Origin of the sequence: Streptomyces cirratus, assembly GCF_014650775.1 — a bacterium.
In the GTDB taxonomy this organism is placed as follows: domain Bacteria; phylum Actinomycetota; class Actinomycetes; order Streptomycetales; family Streptomycetaceae; genus Streptomyces; species Streptomyces cirratus.
On record NZ_BMVP01000003.1, the window covers coordinates 102,214 to 118,470 of the forward strand.

A 16,257-nucleotide genomic window follows, 5' to 3' on the forward strand; every position below is an offset into this window, starting at 1 on the left:
CTGAGCGCGTTCGACTTGACGCAGGGGGTGGACCGGGCCGTGGGCCCGGTGCGCACGGAGGGGAAAGCAGCAAAGTGAAGCTCAAGCACATGGCCGTCGTCGCGGCTGCCGCGGTGGTGGGCCCGACGGCCCTCATGGCCACGCCCGCGATGGCGGACGAGGGCCAGAACACTGCCGTCACGGTTGCGGACTCGGCGCCGAAGGACGACGCCGCCAAGGAGGCCCCGGCGGTGCAGACGCCGGCTTCCCGCGCACCGGCGGCCGACGGGTCGGCCGTCGAGAAGCCCGCCGGCAAGCCTGTCGCCGGGACCCCCGTGGTCCCGCCGCTCCCGGACGTCCCGGTGCCGACGCCGCCGCTCGGGGAAGATCCCGCCGGAAACGGGGAAGGGGGTTTCGACGAGGGCGACTTCCACGCCACCGGCCCGAAGCTCGGCCTGACCGGGGTCCCGAGCTCTTTCAAGGCCGGCGGCGCCTGGACGGACTTCACGGTTACGGTCGACAACTCCGACGGCAAGGCCCAGGAGAGCTACGCCCTCGTCCTGGCCGTCGGCGACGAGCACACGAAGCTCAGGTCCGGCGACGTGACGCTCCAGGTCCGCCTCGCGGGCAGCTGGCACGATGTCGAGATCATCGCCGACGAGGGTGCGGTGGTCGGCCTGCTGACCGACGACCTCAACATCCCCCAGGGCAAGCTCGACCTCCAGGTCCGCATCAGGTTCCACGCAGGTGCCCCCGCCGGCGAGATCTTCATCGCGGCCGTCGGCGGCAGCAACGTGGACGAGGACGTCTGGTCGGACACCGTCTGGGCCGAGTCGAAGATCACCAAGGGCTCCGGCAGCGGCGGCAACCAGCCCAAGCCCGACGGGGGCACCACTCCGATCGTCGACCACGGCAACCCCGGCACCGGCACAGGCACCGGCACCGGCACCGGCGGGAACACCGGCACAGGCACCACCAACACCGCCGGCCAGCTCGCCGAGACCGGCACGGACGCCGCCACCAGCTGGGCCCTCGGCGCCGGCGGCGTGGCACTCGCCATGGGCGCGGCCCTCGTCGCCGGCACCGGCCGTCGCCGCCGCACCACCGCGTAACCGACAAGACCCGCTGACGGGGGTGGCGCGCACGCATTGCGCACCGCCCCCGTTCCTCTGCGGTCAAACCGAACCCTCAAGTCACCCAGCTGGACTCGTTGCTGCTCGGCCACAGTCTCCACGTCGAGTCCCCCGCCCCGGCTGTTCGAACCCCTCTTCATCGGCTACTGCCTCACCGCGGGGCTCCTCGACGCCCACCTACCACGAGGCACCGAGGCGGCAGCGGCATCACCCGTTGCGCGGCGGACAGACCTGCCCGAGCCCCGGCCGGGAAGCTGTCAACGCGAGGGAACGAGCGGCAGGCTGTCGCTGTAGCCGTTCACCGGCCGGTCGATCTCCTCGACCGTGCCGGCGTCCAGCTCGGCCGGGGCGGACTGGGTGCCGAGCGTTCCGCCGGGGTGCCAGGTGCCGGTGACCGAGACCCAGGTGTCGGCGGGCAGGGCGGGCGCGCCGTGGATGCGGACCTTCACGGACTGCGCGTCCGCGGCGCAGCACGAGATGACGATCCGGGTGAGGTACCAACTGTCACGCCCCTCGTCGAGGGTGACCAGGCCGCTCATCTGGACCGTCCGCCCCTTGATGGCCTGCGTCCGGTCCTGCTGCACCCGCCGCGTGAACTGGGTGAGGGTCATCGGCAGCGGTGAGGTGGCCGGCAGTGCCTCGAAGCGCCGCTGCTCGGTGACGACCTTCACGGTGTCGCGGGAGGCGGTGTAGGAGCCGAGGGCGGGCGGGGCGTAGACGAGCAGGCTCAGGGCGGGCACGAACAGCAGCCACGCCACCCGGGGCACGCTGGAGTGGTCGTGGCCGTGGCCGTGGCCGTGGTCGTGGCCGTGCGCGTGCGCGTGCGGGAGGCCGTCCGGCGTGTCCGTCTCGCCGTCGTCGGCGCGGCGGTCCGCACGATCGTGCCGGGCGTTCGCTCTGAGGCAGGACCACGCTTCCGCCGCCCCCAGCACCAGCAGCAGGACACCGGTGACGATCAGTACGGGCTGCATGCCCGGCTTGACGTACCTCAGGCACACGTCGGTGAACAGCGAGACGTGCAGCAGGCCGGAGCCGCTGAGGAGGAGGAGGAACGCCTGTACCGGCCGGTTCACAGCAGCACTCCTCCGATCAGCACGCTGCACAGCACCGCCACGACCGTCGTGGCGGTGGAGAAGCGGACCGCGAACGACCGCCCGAACGTGCCCGCCTGCAGGGCGATGAGTTTCAGGTCGACCATCGGACCGACCACCATGAACGCCAGCCGCGCCAGGGGCGAGAAGCCGGTGAGGGAGGCCGCCACGAAGGCGTCGGCCTCGGAACACACCGCGAGGACGACGGCGAGTCCCGCCAGGAAGAGCACGGACAGCCAGGGCGAGCCGGAGAAGACGTCCAGGACCGAGCGCGGGACGGCCACGTTGAAGGTGGCCGCCGCCATGGCTCCGAGGACCAGGAAGCCCCCGGCGTGCAGGAAGTCGTGCTGGAACCCGAGCCGGAATTCGCTCCAGCGGCTGCGCCCCGTCTGATGCCCCGTGTACCGCGCCGCAGGACGCAGCCACTCCTCGCGGCCCAGCCATAGCCAGAGCCAGCCCATCACCGCCGCGGTGGCGAGCGAGGCGATCAGCCGGGCCAGGACCATGGCGGGGCTGCCGGGGAAGGCGATGGCCGTGGCGGTCAGTACGACGGGGTTGATGGCGGGCGCGGAGAGCAGGAAGGCGAAGGCCGCGGCCGGGGTGACCCCGCGGCCGATCAGGCTGTTGGCGACGGGGACCGACGCGCACTCGCAGCCGGGCAGGACCATTCCGGCGAGGCCCGCGACGGGGACGGCGAGCACGGGCCGCTTCGGCAGTGCCCGACTGAACATCCGTTCGGGCACGAACGCGTTGATGGCACCGGACAGCGCCGTGCCGAGCAGCAGGAACGGCAGTGCCTGCACCGTGACTGCAAGGCAGACGGTCCGCCAGGCCTGCACCGCCGCCGCGTTCAACCACCCGACGCCGACCAGGATCACGACACCGAACCCGGCCATCGCCATGCACCACAGGTACAGCCAACCGGGGATCGGCCCCCGAGCGGAGGCGCCATCGGATGGCGCAGCGACCGCGGTGGTCACCCCCGCTTCCCCGGCGAGTTCAGCCATCTTGCCCATGCCATCTCCGCATGTCGGAAGTTCGGATCGAAATATAGCTGCCGTCCGGCCGAAAAGACTCGCTTCCCCCGCCGGGCCGGCGTGCGGCGTTACGCCATGTGCGCTGCAGCGATGCGGCAGCCTGCGCGGGCCGTCAGCGGACCCGGCGGTCTTCCGGCGAGGCCGGCCGCAGGGTGTCGCCGCCGACGCGCCGGGCGAGGTCACGGGAGACGGTTGCGGCGACACTCCGTCACCTACGACGAGGCCGGCGGCTTCTACGACCACGTGACGCCCCCGGTCCCCCCGTCACCCGCCGGCGGAAGCGGCAGCATGAGCACCGTCGACGTGGACGCGGGCGGCGTGGTGACCGGTGAGATCCACCAGAACGCGCCGACCTACCCCGGCCGGCGCGTGCCGATGATCGCCGTCTCGCCCTGGAGCACCGGCGCTTCGTCTGCTCCCAGACCTTCGACCACACCTCCCTCCTGCGCTTCCTCGAAACCTGGTCGACGGCGATCGGCAAGCCGTTCACGGAGACGAACATCAGCACCTGGCGCCGCGCCGTCTGCGGCGACCTGACCTCGGTGTTCAACTTCTCGACCCCCGGCGCCTGGCCCACGGTGATGCCTGACGCCGGCCCCCTGGGCGGAGCGGTCGATGCCTCTCGCTGTACGGACCGAACGGATTCCACCGCCGATTCGCGGACAAGATCTCCGCACCGTCCGTCGAACCTGCGCACCTCCGGGGTCAACGTGACCGTCACCGACGGGGCCTACGGCACCGGCGGCGTACGAGGACAGCCATAGACCTCCGTCGAGAACGGCGCCGCCAACGTCCTCGACGGCGTGATCGGCACGATCTGGCCCACCCAGTGGACCGGCGCCGACCCCGCGCCCCCGCACGAGATCCAGCTGGACATGAAGCAGACGTTCTCCTGCGCCGGCCTCGAATACCTCCCCCGCCAGGACGGCAGCAAGAACGGCACCACCAAGGCCTACGAGAACTGCCTCAGCGCTGATGGCGCCACCTGGGGCACCGCGGTCGCCACGGGCACCTGGGCCGCCGACACCACCATCAAGCGAGTCGCCTTCGCCACCCCGGTCACCGCCCGGTACGTACGCCCGAGGGCCCTGTTGCTTAATGACCTAAACTATCCATACCATCAAGCATCGACGCCCACCGGGGCAGCAGCACCAGAGGAACAGCACCTATGAACCCCACGCAGCACACAGCGGCCGTCGCAGCCGAGACCGCCGAGTTCGTCGCCACGGTCACGGCGGCCGACCTCTCCACCCCGGTGCCGACCTGCCCCGGCTGGACGCTCGGTGACCTCACGCAGCACGTCGGCAGCGTCCACCGCTGGTTCACCGAGCTGCTTCGCCGCCGCATCCAGCAGCCGCCGACCAGCCGCGAGGTGGACCTCCGCCTGCCGGAGCAGCCGCACGACCTCCCTGCGTGGCTGGCCGCGAGTGCGAGCGAGGCCGCCGAGGTGTTCGCCGCCACCGACCTGGACGCACCGATGTGGGCCTGGGGAGTCGACCAGCACGCCCGGTTCTGGGTCCGGCGCATGCTCTTCGAGACCCTGGTCCACCGCGCCGACGCCCAGCTCGCACTCGGGATCACGCCGCACATCGACCGTGCGTCGGCGGTCGACGGCATCGACGAGTTCCTCACCAACCTGCCGTTCGCTTCTTCCTTCGCGCCGCTGACCGCCCAACTCCGCGCCGCGGACCGGGCGGTCCGCTTCACCTGCGCGGACGGCGACGGCGACTGGCTGGTCGGCTTGCGCCCCGACGGCTTCGCCCTGGTGGCCGAACACGACGGCCCCGGCACGGCGGACGCCGCGGTCCGGGGAACGGCCGCCGACCTGCTGCTGCTCCTCTACGGCCGCCTGAACCACCGGGACGACGCCTTCCACCTGCTCGGCGACCCGGACCTGCTCGACCACTGGTTCACCCACTCCGCCTTCTAGAGGCGTTCCCTCCGCACCCACCGGGCGCGACGCGGGGCCCTCCTGGTGTCGCTACCAGGGCCCGGGTGGCCGGGGCGGTGGTCTAGAGGCGGGGGCCGTACGGGGCGAGGCCGATGATGAGGATGCGGCGCTCGCCCGGGCCGGTGCCGTCGCCCAGGCTTACGGGGCCGACGTAGTGGCTGACCCTGTGGTCGTGGACGACGTACCCGTCGAGGGGGTCGTCGAGGGTGAAGCGTGCGTGCACCGCGGAGTCGGGGACGTCGTCGGGCCGGCGGCCGGCCGACTCGGGTGTGGCGATGGCGTTTTCGCCGCCGTGGATGTTGGTGGAGCCGATGAAGTGGGCGAAGGTGAAAGTGGCCGGTGAGCCTCCGTCCTGGTGGAGGCAGTCGGGTGAGGAGACCGCCGTTTCGGCGCTGGCGTGGACGGCCAGCTTGAGCAGGTGGACGCCGACGTAGACGGGGGTGCGCTGGAGGTCTTCCAGCCACATGGCGTGGGTGAGGTCGGTGTGGATCAGACGCTGCAGGAGTGCGTTGCCGTGCAGCGTGGTGGGGAGGTCGGGCAGACGGCGCCGCACGTCCGGGAATTCCGGGTTGTGCTCGTCCTGCCAGTACTCGGTCACCGTGCCGTAGGTGGGGTCGGGGGCGCCGGGCGTGAAGGACAGCTGCCCGGTCCACGGCAGGTACACGGCGTGGGAGTAGCGGCGGAACCGGTTGGAGTGCGGGGCGTAGGGGTCGAGCGGGAGGGCGGCGTAGACGTCCTCGATCTCGGCCAGGTCCGTGCGGTGCGCGGCCGCCTCCAGGCCCAGGTCCGCGGCGCTGTAGCGGGCGTAGCCCTGCCGGCGCAGGGCGTCGGTGACAGCGTCGTCGGTGTGCGGGCGGTCGTGCAGGGTCGGGGCTCGCTTCACGGGGTCCTCCTCGGCCACGGGGCACAGCTCGGCCTCGGCCGGTTGTGCGGACACCAGTGGTGGCATGTCGCGGGGATCCCAGGCTGACACGGACGGGGACCTCGCGCCGTCGCACACGCGCCGGTCACATGAAATCCGGTTTCGCCACCCGGTCGGCCTCCCCTCCTTGCCCGGGCTCCGGGTGCGGCACGGTCAGGTCGTCCACGACCGCGGCCAGGCCGCCCGGCGAGCGGGAGGCGGCGCGCTGGCGGTGCGCCCCCGACCCGCGGTCCGCGAGCCGCCGCAGAAACGCCGCGACCGTCCCGGTGTCGCCGTGTTCCTCCAGCGCGGGGCGGATGTGTTCCAGCAGCCGGGCGCCGCGCGCCGGGGCGGGCAGGATCTGCCCGGTCAGGGCGTCGGGGCCGTGGCCGCTCCAGCCGTCACGCGTGGCATGCCAGTAGGCGCAGCGCAGCAGCTCGGCCGACGGGTGCGGGGCCGCCTCACCGCGACTCACCGTGTGGGCGGAGGTGACCACCAGCGCCCTTGTGATCGCGGCCAGAGCCGCGGAGTCCGCGGGGTCCGCGGGGACGTCCATGCAGCGCACTTCCAGGGTGGGCAAGTGCGGGTGGGGGCGGATGTCCCAGAACGGCAGATCCGCGAACGACATTCCGCCGGCCTCCGCCATGGCGGCGGCGTGTCGGCTGTAGTCCTCGAACGACTTCGCGTAAGGCGGGGGTCCGAGGGCGGGAAAGCGAAGCCGGATGACCGAGCGCCAACTCGCGTAGCCGGTGTCGCGGCCGTCGCAGAAGGGCGAGTTCGCGCTCATCTCCACCAGCAGCGGCAGCCAGGGCCGCAGGTGGTTGGAGACCTGCACGGCCAGGTCCCGGTCGGGCAGGTGGGCGTGGATGTGGAGGGCGTTGATGACGTAGTCGTCCATCATCGACCTGAACAAGTCGACGCCGGCTTGGTAGCGGGGATGGGTGCCGATGTGCGGCGTCGACCCGGGCGGGCGCAGCACCGGTGTGCCCGAAGGGCACACCTCGAGGCCTTCTGCCGCGGCCGCCCGAGCGATGCCGGAGCGCAGGCGCAGCAGCTCCTGGTGCAGCCGCGGTACCGACGTGCAGGGTGGCGTCCTGGTCTCGATCTGAAAATCGGTGAACTCACCGGAGACGTCGTCGCCCATCGTTGTGGCGGCGCGTGCCACGACCCGTCCCGCGGCCGGCTCCACGGTCCGCGAGCCGGCCCCGACGACGAAGAACTCCTCTTCCACCCCCACCGTCGGCACCGACGGATCGGCCTGCTCGTCAGGCAGGGCCTCGGCATCGCTGGCGTTCATGCGTCCAGCATCACCCGCTCTGCCCACCGTGTCGCCTTCGGCACGGGTCTCGCGCCGGCCCGGCTTGATCCGGCAGACGAGCCCTTGCTTCACCTATCGATATTCGATAGATTTCCATCGCAAGTCGATGGAAGGATGGATCATGGGAAATGCGGCAGTGGGTGCGCTTCGCGCCGTACTCGCGGTGGTGATCACGGGAACCGTGTTCGTACAGGCGTCGATGGTGTGGGCGTTGGCCGGCGACCCTGAGGACGGGACGCTCCCGCTGACCCCGCTGCGCTTGATCGTGATCCTGGGCATGGCGTCGGCCCAGGTCGCCCTGGTGTGCGTATGGCGGCTGGTGACGATGGTGCGACGCGGAACCGTCTTCTCGCACGCCGCCTTCCGGTACGTGGACGGCGTGATCGGTGCGATCGTCGCGGTTGCCCTCCTGTGGTTCACGGTCACGGCCCTCAACGCTCCGGGTCAGCGGGAGGACCCGGGCGTCACCCTCATCATGGGCGGGATCGGCCTGGCCATCCTGGGGGTCGCGCTCATCGTGCTCGTGCTGCGCATGCTGCTCGCCCAGGCCGTCGCCCGCGACGTCGAAGCGGCCCGGATGCAGGCCGAGTTGGACGAGGTGATCTGATGCCGATCGTCGTCGACATCGACGTGATGCTGGCCCGGCGGAAGATGTCCGTGGGCGACCTCGCGGACCGCGTGGGGATCACGCCCGCCAACCTGGCGGTACTCAAGAACGGCCGCGCCAAGGCGGTGCGCTTCGCGACGCTCGCCGCGCTCTGCGAGGTACTCGAATGCCAGCCGGGCGACTTGCTGCGCTGGGAGACCGAGGACACCGCAGGCGGGTGACGTTCACACGGGTGGGCCGGTTGGTCGGCCCGCTCCGGAGCACAGACGGACGGCGCGGCCGACGACACCCGTGACGGCGTCGTCCACGATGTCGGCCCCAGCCGCTCCGGTCCCCGGCGAACGCGCTCGAACGCGCGGTGGGAGAAGCCGTCTACCACCGCCGGCCCGACGATCCACACCCGGAGGTCCGCGGGCGCGCCCGCGCCACCTCGGCGGCCGTCTCGATGCCCGTCGCACCACCGCCGATCACCGTGACGGTACGGTCCGGATCGAGCGCGGCCAGTGCCACCCGGGCCTGCTCAGCGCCCTCCCAGGTGCCCACGGCGACCGCGCCCGGGATCGGCTCGACCGTGCTGCCCACGGCGAGGAACGCGTAGCCGAAGCCGAGGTCGCTGCCGTCGCCGATCCTGTCGACGGTGCCGACCCCTGCGGTGATCCCGTCCCGCAGCATCGACGCGAGGGGCGTCGCGGCGACGGCGGCATCACCGGCATCCACTCCGTGCGCGACCCCGAGAAGCCGACGCGCATGAGCGGGAGACCGCGGTGAGCCGCTGAGGAGTCGGCCGCCGCAAGAGGGCCGGGCGGGGGCTCACCGCCGGTCGTGACGCATCTCACCTTCGGTCGCGCGCCGTGGCCGTCCGCCCGTACCCGGGCCGTGCCCGAGGCCCGGGCGGGCGGCTCCGGAGGCCGGGCGGAGGAGGAAGGGGCGGGAAAGGGCGGGAAGGGATGACCTAGCCTGGATCGGAAGCGTTGTCAGGGCGGGGGCCGAGCGCAAAGGAAGGGCGCGTCCATGGGCACCACCAGCAGTTCCGTACGTCGTCGTCGGCGGGCGGGTTCGGCGGTGGCCGCGGCCGTCCTCGGTCTCCTGGCGACGGCGGTCCCACCGGCCGTGGCCGTCTCGGACGGTTCCGCCGGCCGGCACCACGGCGCGCACCCCGAGGAGCCGGCCCGGGGCGCCTCACGGATCCCGCTGGAGATCTCCCGGCTGGCCCAGGGCCCGGGCCATGACATCGCCATCACCATCGATGACGGCCCGGACCCCCGCTGGACCCCGAAGGTGCTCCAGGTGCTGCGCGAGAACCACGTCAAGGCCACCTTCTGCATGATCGGGACCCAGGCGCAGAAGTACCCGGCACTGGTGCGCACGGTCGCCGCGGACGGGCACCAGCTGTGCGACCACTCCGTCGACCACGACGTGACGATGGACCACAAGCCCGTGGACTACCAGCGCCGCCAGATACTTGACGGCAAGGCCATGATCGAGAGGGCCGTACCGGGCGTCGCCGTCAACTACTACCGGGCGCCGGGCGGTGCCTTCACCCCCGACAGCCGGGCGATCGCCGCCGCGAGCGGGATGCGTCCGCTGGGCTGGAGCGTGGACCCCAAGGATTGGAGCCGTCCGGGCCTGCCGGCCATCGTCGCCGCCGTCGAGGGCAAGCTGCCGCAGCAGCCGACCGTCCTCTTCCACGACGGGGGAGGCGACCGCAGCGAGACCGTCGCGGCGCTGGAGGAGTACCTGCCGTGGCTGGCCGCGCGGGGCTACACCTTCACCTTCCCGGCCCGCACCACCCCGTAGCGGCCTCCCCGCACCGGGCCCACCCGCCCCACGTCACTGCTGTTCGAAGTGTTCGCGAAGGCGAGTGAGCAAGGCCGCGAAGGCGGGGGTCATGGCGGCGTCCGACTGCCTCAGGACCGTCGTACGGCCCCCGTCCTCCACCGTGATCGTGTAGCTCATCGCATCCCTGGCGCGGCCGGACCGCTCCACCTCGGGCGTCGCGACGGCCGCCGCCACCAGCCGGGCCAGCTCCGCGGCGTCGTCTTCGGGCAGGGTGTCCGTGTCCAGCACCTCGGGCGGACGGCGGAGGTTGCTCGCCGCCGCCAGCCCGCCGTGCGTCGCCAGACTCACCCTCATTTACCTGCTTCTCTTCATGGCGGCCACTTCCCTGGCCAGCGCCGTCATCTGGGCGCCCAGTTCCGCGACCTGCGTGGTCAGGGCTGCCAGGCCGTCCTGGCGGCCCGCGCCGGCGCTGCCGTTGGCTGCCGCGAGGCTCCGCGCCCGGGCGATCCCGGCCGGGACGCCGGTGATCTGGATCTCCACTTCCTGCCACGCCGCCAGCACGGTCGACTGCTCGGCGCTGCCGGCGCCGAACAGTTCTCCGGCCTTCTGGAAGGTGGTGTCCGCGAAGTCCTGGAACGTGGCCTCCTTGCCGGACACTTTGAGCGATTCGTACCAGATGCGTCCGGCGACCTCCCAGGCGAATCCGCCGATGCCCACGGCCGTCAGGTAGAACGCCTTGTTCGGAATGCCGGAGTTGAGGTGCACCCCGCCGGAATCGCCTTCCTCGGTGTCGGGGAGGTGGATGAATTTGCTCATGCGGTCGGGCTGGGGGTCCTTCCCGAACAGGTCGTTGTCGTAAGCGTGCCCGGGAGCCCGCATCGAGCGCAGGGCGTCGGCGTCTATTCCCGGGGTCCACACGTCGGCCCCGATCAGCCAGTCCGCCTCGTCGGCCTTCTGCTTGAGCGACCACTGCTTGACCAGCGACCCGAACACGTCCGACATCGACTCGTTCAGGGCCCCTGACTGGTTGTGGTACTCGAGTGCCGCGGTGTGCTCGGTGACTCCGTGCGTCAATTCGTGGGCGATCACGTCGCGGGAGCCGGTGAGGTCGCCGAACATCTTCCCGTCCCCGTCGCCGAAGACCATCTGCTGACCGTCCCAGAACGCGTTGTTGAACTTCATACCGAAGTGGACGTATCCGTCCAGGCGCATCCCCCGGTCGTCGATCGAATTGCGCTGGAACACCTCCTGGTAGAAGTCACGCGTCAGGCCGAATCCCTCGAACGCCCGGTTGACGGACTCGTCGACGGACGCGGGTCCGTCCTCCGTCCTGACCAGGGCAGCGGACGGGAGGAAGCTTCCCTGCTGGCAGTCGAAGACGGTGCGCCGGCCGTTACCGGGGGCGGCCATGCCGGCGAAGGACGCCCGGACCGCTCGTTCACCCCGCAGGCGAGCCGTGGTCAGCATGGTGTCCAAGGCGGCCTGGCGCACCTCGCTGTCGTCGCTCTTGAGGAGCTTCTTGAGGAGGTACGGGGGGATGATGCAGTTGAGTCGGGAGGTCCTGCTCATAGGACACCTCCTGGAGAGAGGACCGATGGTCGAGCATGCGCGGCCGTGCGGCGGATGCGGCAGCAGTGGGAGAAGCGTTGGCGAAGACGAGCCGCGTTCCGGAGGCGGTGCCACGCTGATACCACCAGTTTCCGGCCGCCCGTAGTGCCTGGCAAACGCACGGCAGGGCGCCCGCGGGGCCCGGCGGTGGTCGTCCTGCGCCGCGACGGCGGCGCACCGGCAGCGGATGACACGCCACCGGATGGCCCATCCCGGCCCTGGCCGGTACGTCAGGTCATAACGTACGAATATGAAAAAGCGTCATATTCTATACTGCGCGGGCGCCGCGGTGCTCTGCGCTACGGGGCTCGGCGCCACGCCGGCCGCCGCGGGACCGATGGTCCACGTCGTACGGCCCGGGGAATCGGTCCAGCGGGCGGTGGACGCGGCGCGACCGGGCGACATCGTCCTGCTGGCCGCGGGCACGTACCACGAGAGCGTACGGGTGACCACCTCCGGGCTCACCTTGCGCGGCGCGGGCCCCCGTACCGTCCTCACTCCGGCCGCCGGGAAAGCCGCCGACGCCTGTGCCCAGGCCGGCAACGGCATCTGCGTCGAGGGCGCGGACGGCCGGCCCGTCGAGCACACCACCATCGCCTCGCTCACCCTGTCCGGCTTCGCCAAGAACGGGCTCTGGGCCTCCCGGACCGACCGCCTGACCGTACGGAACGTCACCGCCGAGAAGAACGGGCAGTGGGGCATCGGCCAGGAGCGGTCCACGCGCGGAGTGTTCAAGGGCAACACCGCACGCGGCAACGGCGACGCGGGCCTGTTCCTCGCCAACACCGTCGCCACCGAGGCAGGGGCCACCGACACCGGGGGGACGGTGGTGGAGCACAACCGCTTCCGGGACAACCGCAATGGCGTCACCGTGCGCCGCCTGCGCAACCTCAGCGTCGGACACAACGACATCACCGCGAACTGCGTCGGCGTCGTCGTCGTGGGCGACGAGAACTCCCCGCACGGCGGCCACCTGGCCGTGCACGACAACCGGGTGGTGGCGAACAACAAGTTCTGCCCGAAGACCGCCAGGCTGCCGTTCCTCCAGGGCTCCGGGATCGTGCTGACCGGCGTCGAGGAGACCGAGGTGACCGGTAACGAGGTCACGGACAACAAGGGCTCGTCCCCGATGTCCGGCGGCATCGTCCTCTTCAAGAGCTTCGTGGGCGCCAAGAACGAGCGGAACAAGATCACCGACAACACCATGCGGGGCAACGCCCCCGCCGACCTCGTCGACTCCAACGTCGGCCGGGACAACGTCTTCAAGAGCAACACCTGCGGGGCCTCGAAGCCCACGGGACTGTGCTGACCCCCCGCCCGTCCGGCACGAACGAGAAGGGAAGGGCGGCATGACGACCGCACGCACCACCGACCCGGCCACGAGGCCGGCGCCCCCGCCGTCCATGCGGCTGCGCGAGCTCGTCTTCGGGGCGGCGTGCACCGCCGCCCTCCGCGCTGCCGTCCGGCTCGGCGTGCCCGACGCGCTCGGAGACAGCCCGATGAGCGTGGCGGACCTCGCCGCCGCCGTGAAGACCGAGCCCAAGCCGCTGCGGCGGCTGCTGCGGGCCCTGTCCTGCTACGGGGTCTTCGCCGAGGAGCCGGACGGGACGTTCGCGCACACCGGCACCTCCCGGCTGCTGCGCGAGGACGACCCGCACAGCCTGCGCGCCATTGCCCTGTGGTGCACCGAGCCCTGGACCTGGGCCGCCTGGCCGAGGCTGGACGAGGCGGTGCGCACCAACCACAACGTCGTCGAGGAGCTCTTCGGCAAGGAGTTCTTCACGTACCTGAACGAGGACGCCCCCGAATCGGCCGACGTCTTCAACCGGGCCATGACCACCTCCAGCAGGCAGTCGGCGCAGGACGTGGCGGAGTTCCTGGACCTGTCGGGGGCCACGTCGGTCGCCGACATCGGCGGTGGCCAGGGATACGTGGTGGCGAGCCTGCTGGAGAAGTACCCGGCGATGCGGGGCACCCTGCTCGACCTGCCGCGCGTGGTGGAGAACGCCGATCCGCGCCTGCGGCCGGGAGGGTCGCTGGCCGACCGGGTGCGCATCGTGCCCGGGGACTGCCGGGCGGACATCCCGGTGCAGGCCGACGTGTACATCATCAAGAACATCCTGGAGTGGGACGACGTCAGCACCGCCCGCACCCTGCGCAACGTCATCGCGGCCGGCGGCCCCCGGGCGAGGGTCGTGGTGATCGAGAACCTCGTGGACGACACCCCGTCCATGCAGTTCAGCACCGGCATGGACCTGCTGCTGCTGCTCAACGTCGGAGGGGCGAAGCACACGACCGAGAGCATGGTCGGCAGGCTCACCGAGGCGGGGCTGGCCGTGAACGACATCCGCCCGGTCAACCCGTACCTGCACGCCTTCGACTGCACGGTGGCCGGCTGAGCCCGGGCGGTCGTCCGTACGACGCCGGTCGCCGGGTCCGCGAAGGTGCGGGCCCGGCGACCGGCGTCGCAGTGGCGTGCTTCACGGCCGGGAGTCGCGCTCCCAGCGGTAGAAGCAGTGCGCCATGGCGTCCTTCGGCGAGCGCCAGGTGTCGGGGTCGTACGCGGTGACGTACGCGGACAGCCGCCGGCTGACGTCGACGAACTCCGGGTGCCCGGTCACCTTGGCGATGGCCGGGCCGGGGTCCCGCTCGGACTCGATGAGGTGCAGGTACACGTCACCGAACTGGAAGAGGCTGCGCCGGGCGACCCCCACGAGGTGCGGCAGCTCCCCGCGGTCCGAGGACTCGAAGACCTCCGCGATGCCGGGGGCCGACCCGGGTGCCATGCGGGCGACGATGAGGGACTGGTGCATCGGGTTCTCCGTCCGGCTCAGTCGGTGAGCACCGGTGCCGGCCGGCGCTCGGCGGCGGCCTGCTCGATGCGCTCTCGGATCAGGGCCATCTGGGTCTTGGAGTTCCGGTTGATGTTGTCCGTCATCCAGTCGTCGTCGACGGGCGCCTCCGGCTTCATGGCGAAGTCCTGCGTCCACACCATCCGGGTGCCACCGGGCTCCTCGTGGTATTGCCACCGGATGTTCATGTGGGCGAAGGGGCCGGTCTCGACGCGGCGGGCGGTGACGCTGAGCCGGTCGCGGTCGGTCTCGCGCTCGGACACCCAGCTCCACACGGTGCCGTTCTCGTCCGGGTGCATGGTCAGCCGGAACGTCGTCTTGTTCCCCTCGACAGAGAGGATCTCGGCGGACGCGTACTCGCTGAACAGCTGCGGCCAGTTCGCCACGTCGTTGGTCATGTCCCAGACCAGGTCGACGGGCGCGGCGATGGTGATCTCGTTCTGCGTGTGGCCCGCCACGTCACGCTCCTGCCACGAGAGAGCTGTTGACCAGGTCGAGGAACTGCCGGGGCGTCTTGCAGCGCTCGGCATCGGTGGGCATCGGCGTACCGTGCCGGTTCTCCAGTTCGCCGACGATGCCGAGCAGCCCGAGCGAGTCGAGGCCGAAGGTGTCGAAGCCGGAGTCGCTGCGCTGTTCGAGTTCGGCGGGGTCTACCGTGACGCCGGCGGCCTTCTTCATGAGTTCGGCCAGTTCTTCCACGGTGATGCGGTCACTCATGGGATTCCTCTCCTTGTGTTCCGTGGTGCCCCGCTACGGGGCACCCGTGGCGCCGCGCCGGAGCACGAGCGCCGAGTTCGACCCCATGAGTCCCCGGCTCAGGACCAGCGCGGTGCGCAGCTCGGCGGCGCGGGCGCGGGTGGTCACGAGGTCGAGGTCATGGCAGATGTCGAAGATGTTGGGAGTGGGCGGGATGACGCCGTACTCCATGGCCAGCACCGCGGCCGCGGCGTCCAGCACGGGCGCCGCGCAGTAGCCGCGGCCGATGCCGGTCTTGGGGGCCGTGACGGGCACGCGCCTGCCGTGCCGTCCCAGCGCGTCGGCGATGGCGAGCGCCTCGGCCCGGTCGGCGTCGGGGACGCCGAGGGCGTCGGCGAAGACCACATCGACCTCTTCTGGGGCGCAGCCCGCTTCGGCCAGGGCTCCGTCGATGGCCCGGGCGAGCCCTTCACGGGACGCCTCCCAGCAGGAGGCGCCGGTGAACGTCGCGGCGTGTCCCGCGACGACGGCGCGCACCGCGGCGCCACGCTCCCGCGCGGTGTCCTCGTCCTCCACCACGAGCATCGCGCCGCCCTCGGCGGGTACGAAGCCGCAGGCCGCGGAGGTGAAGGGGCGGTAGGCCCGGTCGGGGTCCCCTTCGGTGCTCAGCTCCGGGTAGCCGAGCTGGCACACCATCGAGTAGGGGGCCAGGGGCGCCTCGGTCGAGCCGGCCACGATCACGTCGGTGCCGCGCCGCACCGCCCGCGCGGCGTGCGCGAGGGCGTCCAGGCCGCCCGCCTCGTCGGCGGCCACGACCGAGCAGGGGCCCTTGAAGCCGCGCCGGATGGAGATCTGGCCGGTACTGGCGGCGTAGAACCAGGCGATGGACTGGTACGGGCCGACGAACCGGCTGCCCTTGCCCCACAGCTGCTGCAGCTCGCGCTGGCCGAACTCACCGCCGCCGGAGCCGGCGGCGGTGACCACGCCCACGGAGAAGGGCGCCTCGTCGGTGGCGCTCTGCCCGAGCCGGGCGTCCTCCAGCGCGGAGTCGGCCGCCGCCATGGCGAAGTGCGTGAACCGGTCGGTCTGGACGAGGAAGCGCTCCTCGACCGCCGTGGCCGGTTCGAAGGCGCGCACCTCGCCGGCCACCCGCAGCGGCAGGTGGTCACAGCCCTCGCGGGTGATGCGGCCCAGGACGCTGATGCCTTCCCGGGTGGCCTTCCAGAACGCGTCCGTGCTCAGTCCGTTGGGCGCGATCACGCCGATTCCGGTGACGGCGGCACGCCGTGGGGTGGGTTCGCTCAT

Annotated in this window: 19 protein-coding genes and 1 pseudogene; 9 read left to right on the forward strand and 11 right to left on the reverse strand. The window is 71.5% G+C overall.

Annotated features, from left to right (window positions below):
* Window positions 1–74: 74 nt before the first annotated feature.
* On the forward strand, window positions 75–1,091 hold the full coding sequence (locus tag IE207_RS10030) for a hypothetical protein (protein WP_190183728.1): 1,017 nt from the start codon (window positions 75–77) through the stop codon (window positions 1,089–1,091).
* A gap of 278 nt (window positions 1,092–1,369) precedes the next feature.
* Here IE207_RS10030 and IE207_RS10035 read toward each other — a convergent pair whose 3' ends face one another.
* Complete coding sequence (locus tag IE207_RS10035; protein ID WP_190183729.1) at window positions 1,370–2,185, reverse strand: TIGR03943 family putative permease subunit; 816 nt, start codon at window positions 2,183–2,185, stop codon at window positions 1,370–1,372.
* Window positions 2,182–3,105, reverse strand: coding sequence for a permease (locus tag IE207_RS10040; protein ID WP_373304700.1), 924 nt, complete (start codon window positions 3,103–3,105; stop codon window positions 2,182–2,184). Before IE207_RS10040 ends, IE207_RS10035 begins: the two co-directional genes overlap by 4 nt.
* Window positions 3,106–3,330: 225 nt before the next feature.
* Between IE207_RS10040 and IE207_RS33040 the strand changes: the two genes are divergently transcribed.
* The 3 genes and pseudogenes from IE207_RS33040 to IE207_RS10055 all read left to right on the forward strand — a co-directional run bounded on the left by IE207_RS33040 (window position 3,331) and on the right by IE207_RS10055 (window position 5,170).
* Window positions 3,331–3,777 carry an alkaline phosphatase family protein gene (locus IE207_RS33040; protein ID WP_229873585.1) on the forward strand — a complete coding sequence of 149 codons (447 nt, stop codon included), beginning with the start codon at window positions 3,331–3,333 and terminating at the stop codon, window positions 3,775–3,777.
* A gap of 248 nt (window positions 3,778–4,025) precedes the next feature.
* Window positions 4,026–4,412, forward strand: a pseudogene (locus IE207_RS10050) (discoidin domain-containing protein); the annotation flags it as partial.
* Entirely contained in the window at window positions 4,409–5,170 is a 762-nt protein-coding gene (locus IE207_RS10055) for a maleylpyruvate isomerase family mycothiol-dependent enzyme (protein ID WP_190183732.1), read from the forward strand. The pseudogene IE207_RS10050 and the gene IE207_RS10055, both read left to right, overlap by 4 nt.
* Window positions 5,171–5,252: 82 nt before the next feature.
* Here the strand turns inward: IE207_RS10055 and IE207_RS10060 are convergent, their stop codons facing one another.
* Together IE207_RS10060 and IE207_RS10065 are read right to left on the reverse strand one after the other, a co-directional pair.
* Window positions 5,253–6,074, reverse strand: coding sequence for a 2OG-Fe dioxygenase family protein (locus IE207_RS10060; protein WP_190183733.1), 822 nt, complete (start codon window positions 6,072–6,074; stop codon window positions 5,253–5,255).
* 124 nt (window positions 6,075–6,198) lie between these two features.
* Window positions 6,199–7,389, reverse strand: a complete 1,191-nt coding sequence (locus IE207_RS10065) for a carboxylate-amine ligase (protein ID WP_190183734.1) — start codon at window positions 7,387–7,389, stop codon at window positions 6,199–6,201.
* Window positions 7,390–7,531: 142 nt separating this feature from the next.
* Between IE207_RS10065 and IE207_RS10070 the strand changes: the two genes are divergently transcribed.
* Complete coding sequence (locus IE207_RS10070) at window positions 7,532–8,017, forward strand: DUF2975 domain-containing protein (protein WP_190183735.1); 486 nt, start codon at window positions 7,532–7,534, stop codon at window positions 8,015–8,017.
* Window positions 8,017–8,238 (forward strand): helix-turn-helix domain-containing protein, encoded by a 222-nt coding sequence (locus IE207_RS10075; RefSeq protein WP_190183736.1) that lies wholly within the window; start codon window positions 8,017–8,019, stop codon window positions 8,236–8,238. The genes IE207_RS10070 and IE207_RS10075 overlap by 1 nt, the downstream gene beginning before the upstream one ends.
* Window positions 8,239–8,389: 151 nt before the next feature.
* Here the strand turns inward: IE207_RS10075 and IE207_RS10080 are convergent, their stop codons facing one another.
* Window positions 8,390–8,734 carry an FAD-dependent oxidoreductase gene (locus tag IE207_RS10080; RefSeq protein ID WP_229873587.1) on the reverse strand — a complete coding sequence of 115 codons (345 nt, stop codon included), beginning with the start codon at window positions 8,732–8,734 and terminating at the stop codon, window positions 8,390–8,392.
* A gap of 294 nt (window positions 8,735–9,028) precedes the next feature.
* Here IE207_RS10080 and IE207_RS10085 point away from each other — a divergent pair, with 294 nt between their 5' ends.
* A complete protein-coding gene (locus IE207_RS10085; protein ID WP_190183737.1) occupies window positions 9,029–9,814 on the forward strand; it encodes a polysaccharide deacetylase family protein in 786 nt (261 codons plus the stop codon).
* Between the two features lie 33 nt (window positions 9,815–9,847).
* Here the strand turns inward: IE207_RS10085 and IE207_RS10090 are convergent, their stop codons facing one another.
* Both IE207_RS10090 and IE207_RS10095 read right to left on the reverse strand, forming a co-directional pair.
* Entirely contained in the window at window positions 9,848–10,150 is a 303-nt protein-coding gene (locus IE207_RS10090) for a protealysin inhibitor emfourin (RefSeq protein ID WP_190183738.1), read from the reverse strand.
* Window positions 10,151–11,365 (reverse strand): M4 family metallopeptidase, encoded by a 1,215-nt coding sequence (locus IE207_RS10095; protein ID WP_190183739.1) that lies wholly within the window; start codon window positions 11,363–11,365, stop codon window positions 10,151–10,153.
* A 289-nt stretch (window positions 11,366–11,654) separates the two neighbouring features.
* Between IE207_RS10095 and IE207_RS10100 the strand changes: the two genes are divergently transcribed.
* Entirely contained in the window at window positions 11,655–12,713 is a 1,059-nt protein-coding gene (locus tag IE207_RS10100; RefSeq protein WP_190183740.1) for a right-handed parallel beta-helix repeat-containing protein, read from the forward strand.
* A gap of 40 nt (window positions 12,714–12,753) precedes the next feature.
* Entirely contained in the window at window positions 12,754–13,803 is a 1,050-nt protein-coding gene (locus tag IE207_RS10105) for a methyltransferase (protein ID WP_190183741.1), read from the forward strand.
* Window positions 13,804–13,884: 81 nt separating this feature from the next.
* On the opposite strand, the gene IE207_RS10110 is transcribed toward IE207_RS10105, so the two are convergent.
* The 4 genes from IE207_RS10110 to IE207_RS10125 are packed head-to-tail and all read right to left on the reverse strand — an operon-like array spanning window position 13,885 to window position 16,257.
* Entirely contained in the window at window positions 13,885–14,217 is a 333-nt protein-coding gene (locus IE207_RS10110; protein WP_190183742.1) for a TcmI family type II polyketide cyclase, read from the reverse strand.
* A 17-nt stretch (window positions 14,218–14,234) separates the two neighbouring features.
* A complete protein-coding gene (locus IE207_RS10115) occupies window positions 14,235–14,714 on the reverse strand; it encodes an SRPBCC family protein (RefSeq protein ID WP_190183743.1) in 480 nt (159 codons plus the stop codon).
* 1 nt (window position 14,715) lies between these two features.
* The gene (locus IE207_RS10120; RefSeq protein WP_190183744.1) at window positions 14,716–14,973 is read right to left on the reverse strand and encodes an acyl carrier protein; all 258 of its coding nucleotides are present in this window, start codon (window positions 14,971–14,973) and stop codon (window positions 14,716–14,718) included.
* A gap of 33 nt (window positions 14,974–15,006) precedes the next feature.
* Window positions 15,007–16,257, reverse strand: coding sequence for a ketosynthase chain-length factor (locus IE207_RS10125; protein WP_190183745.1), 1,251 nt, complete (start codon window positions 16,255–16,257; stop codon window positions 15,007–15,009).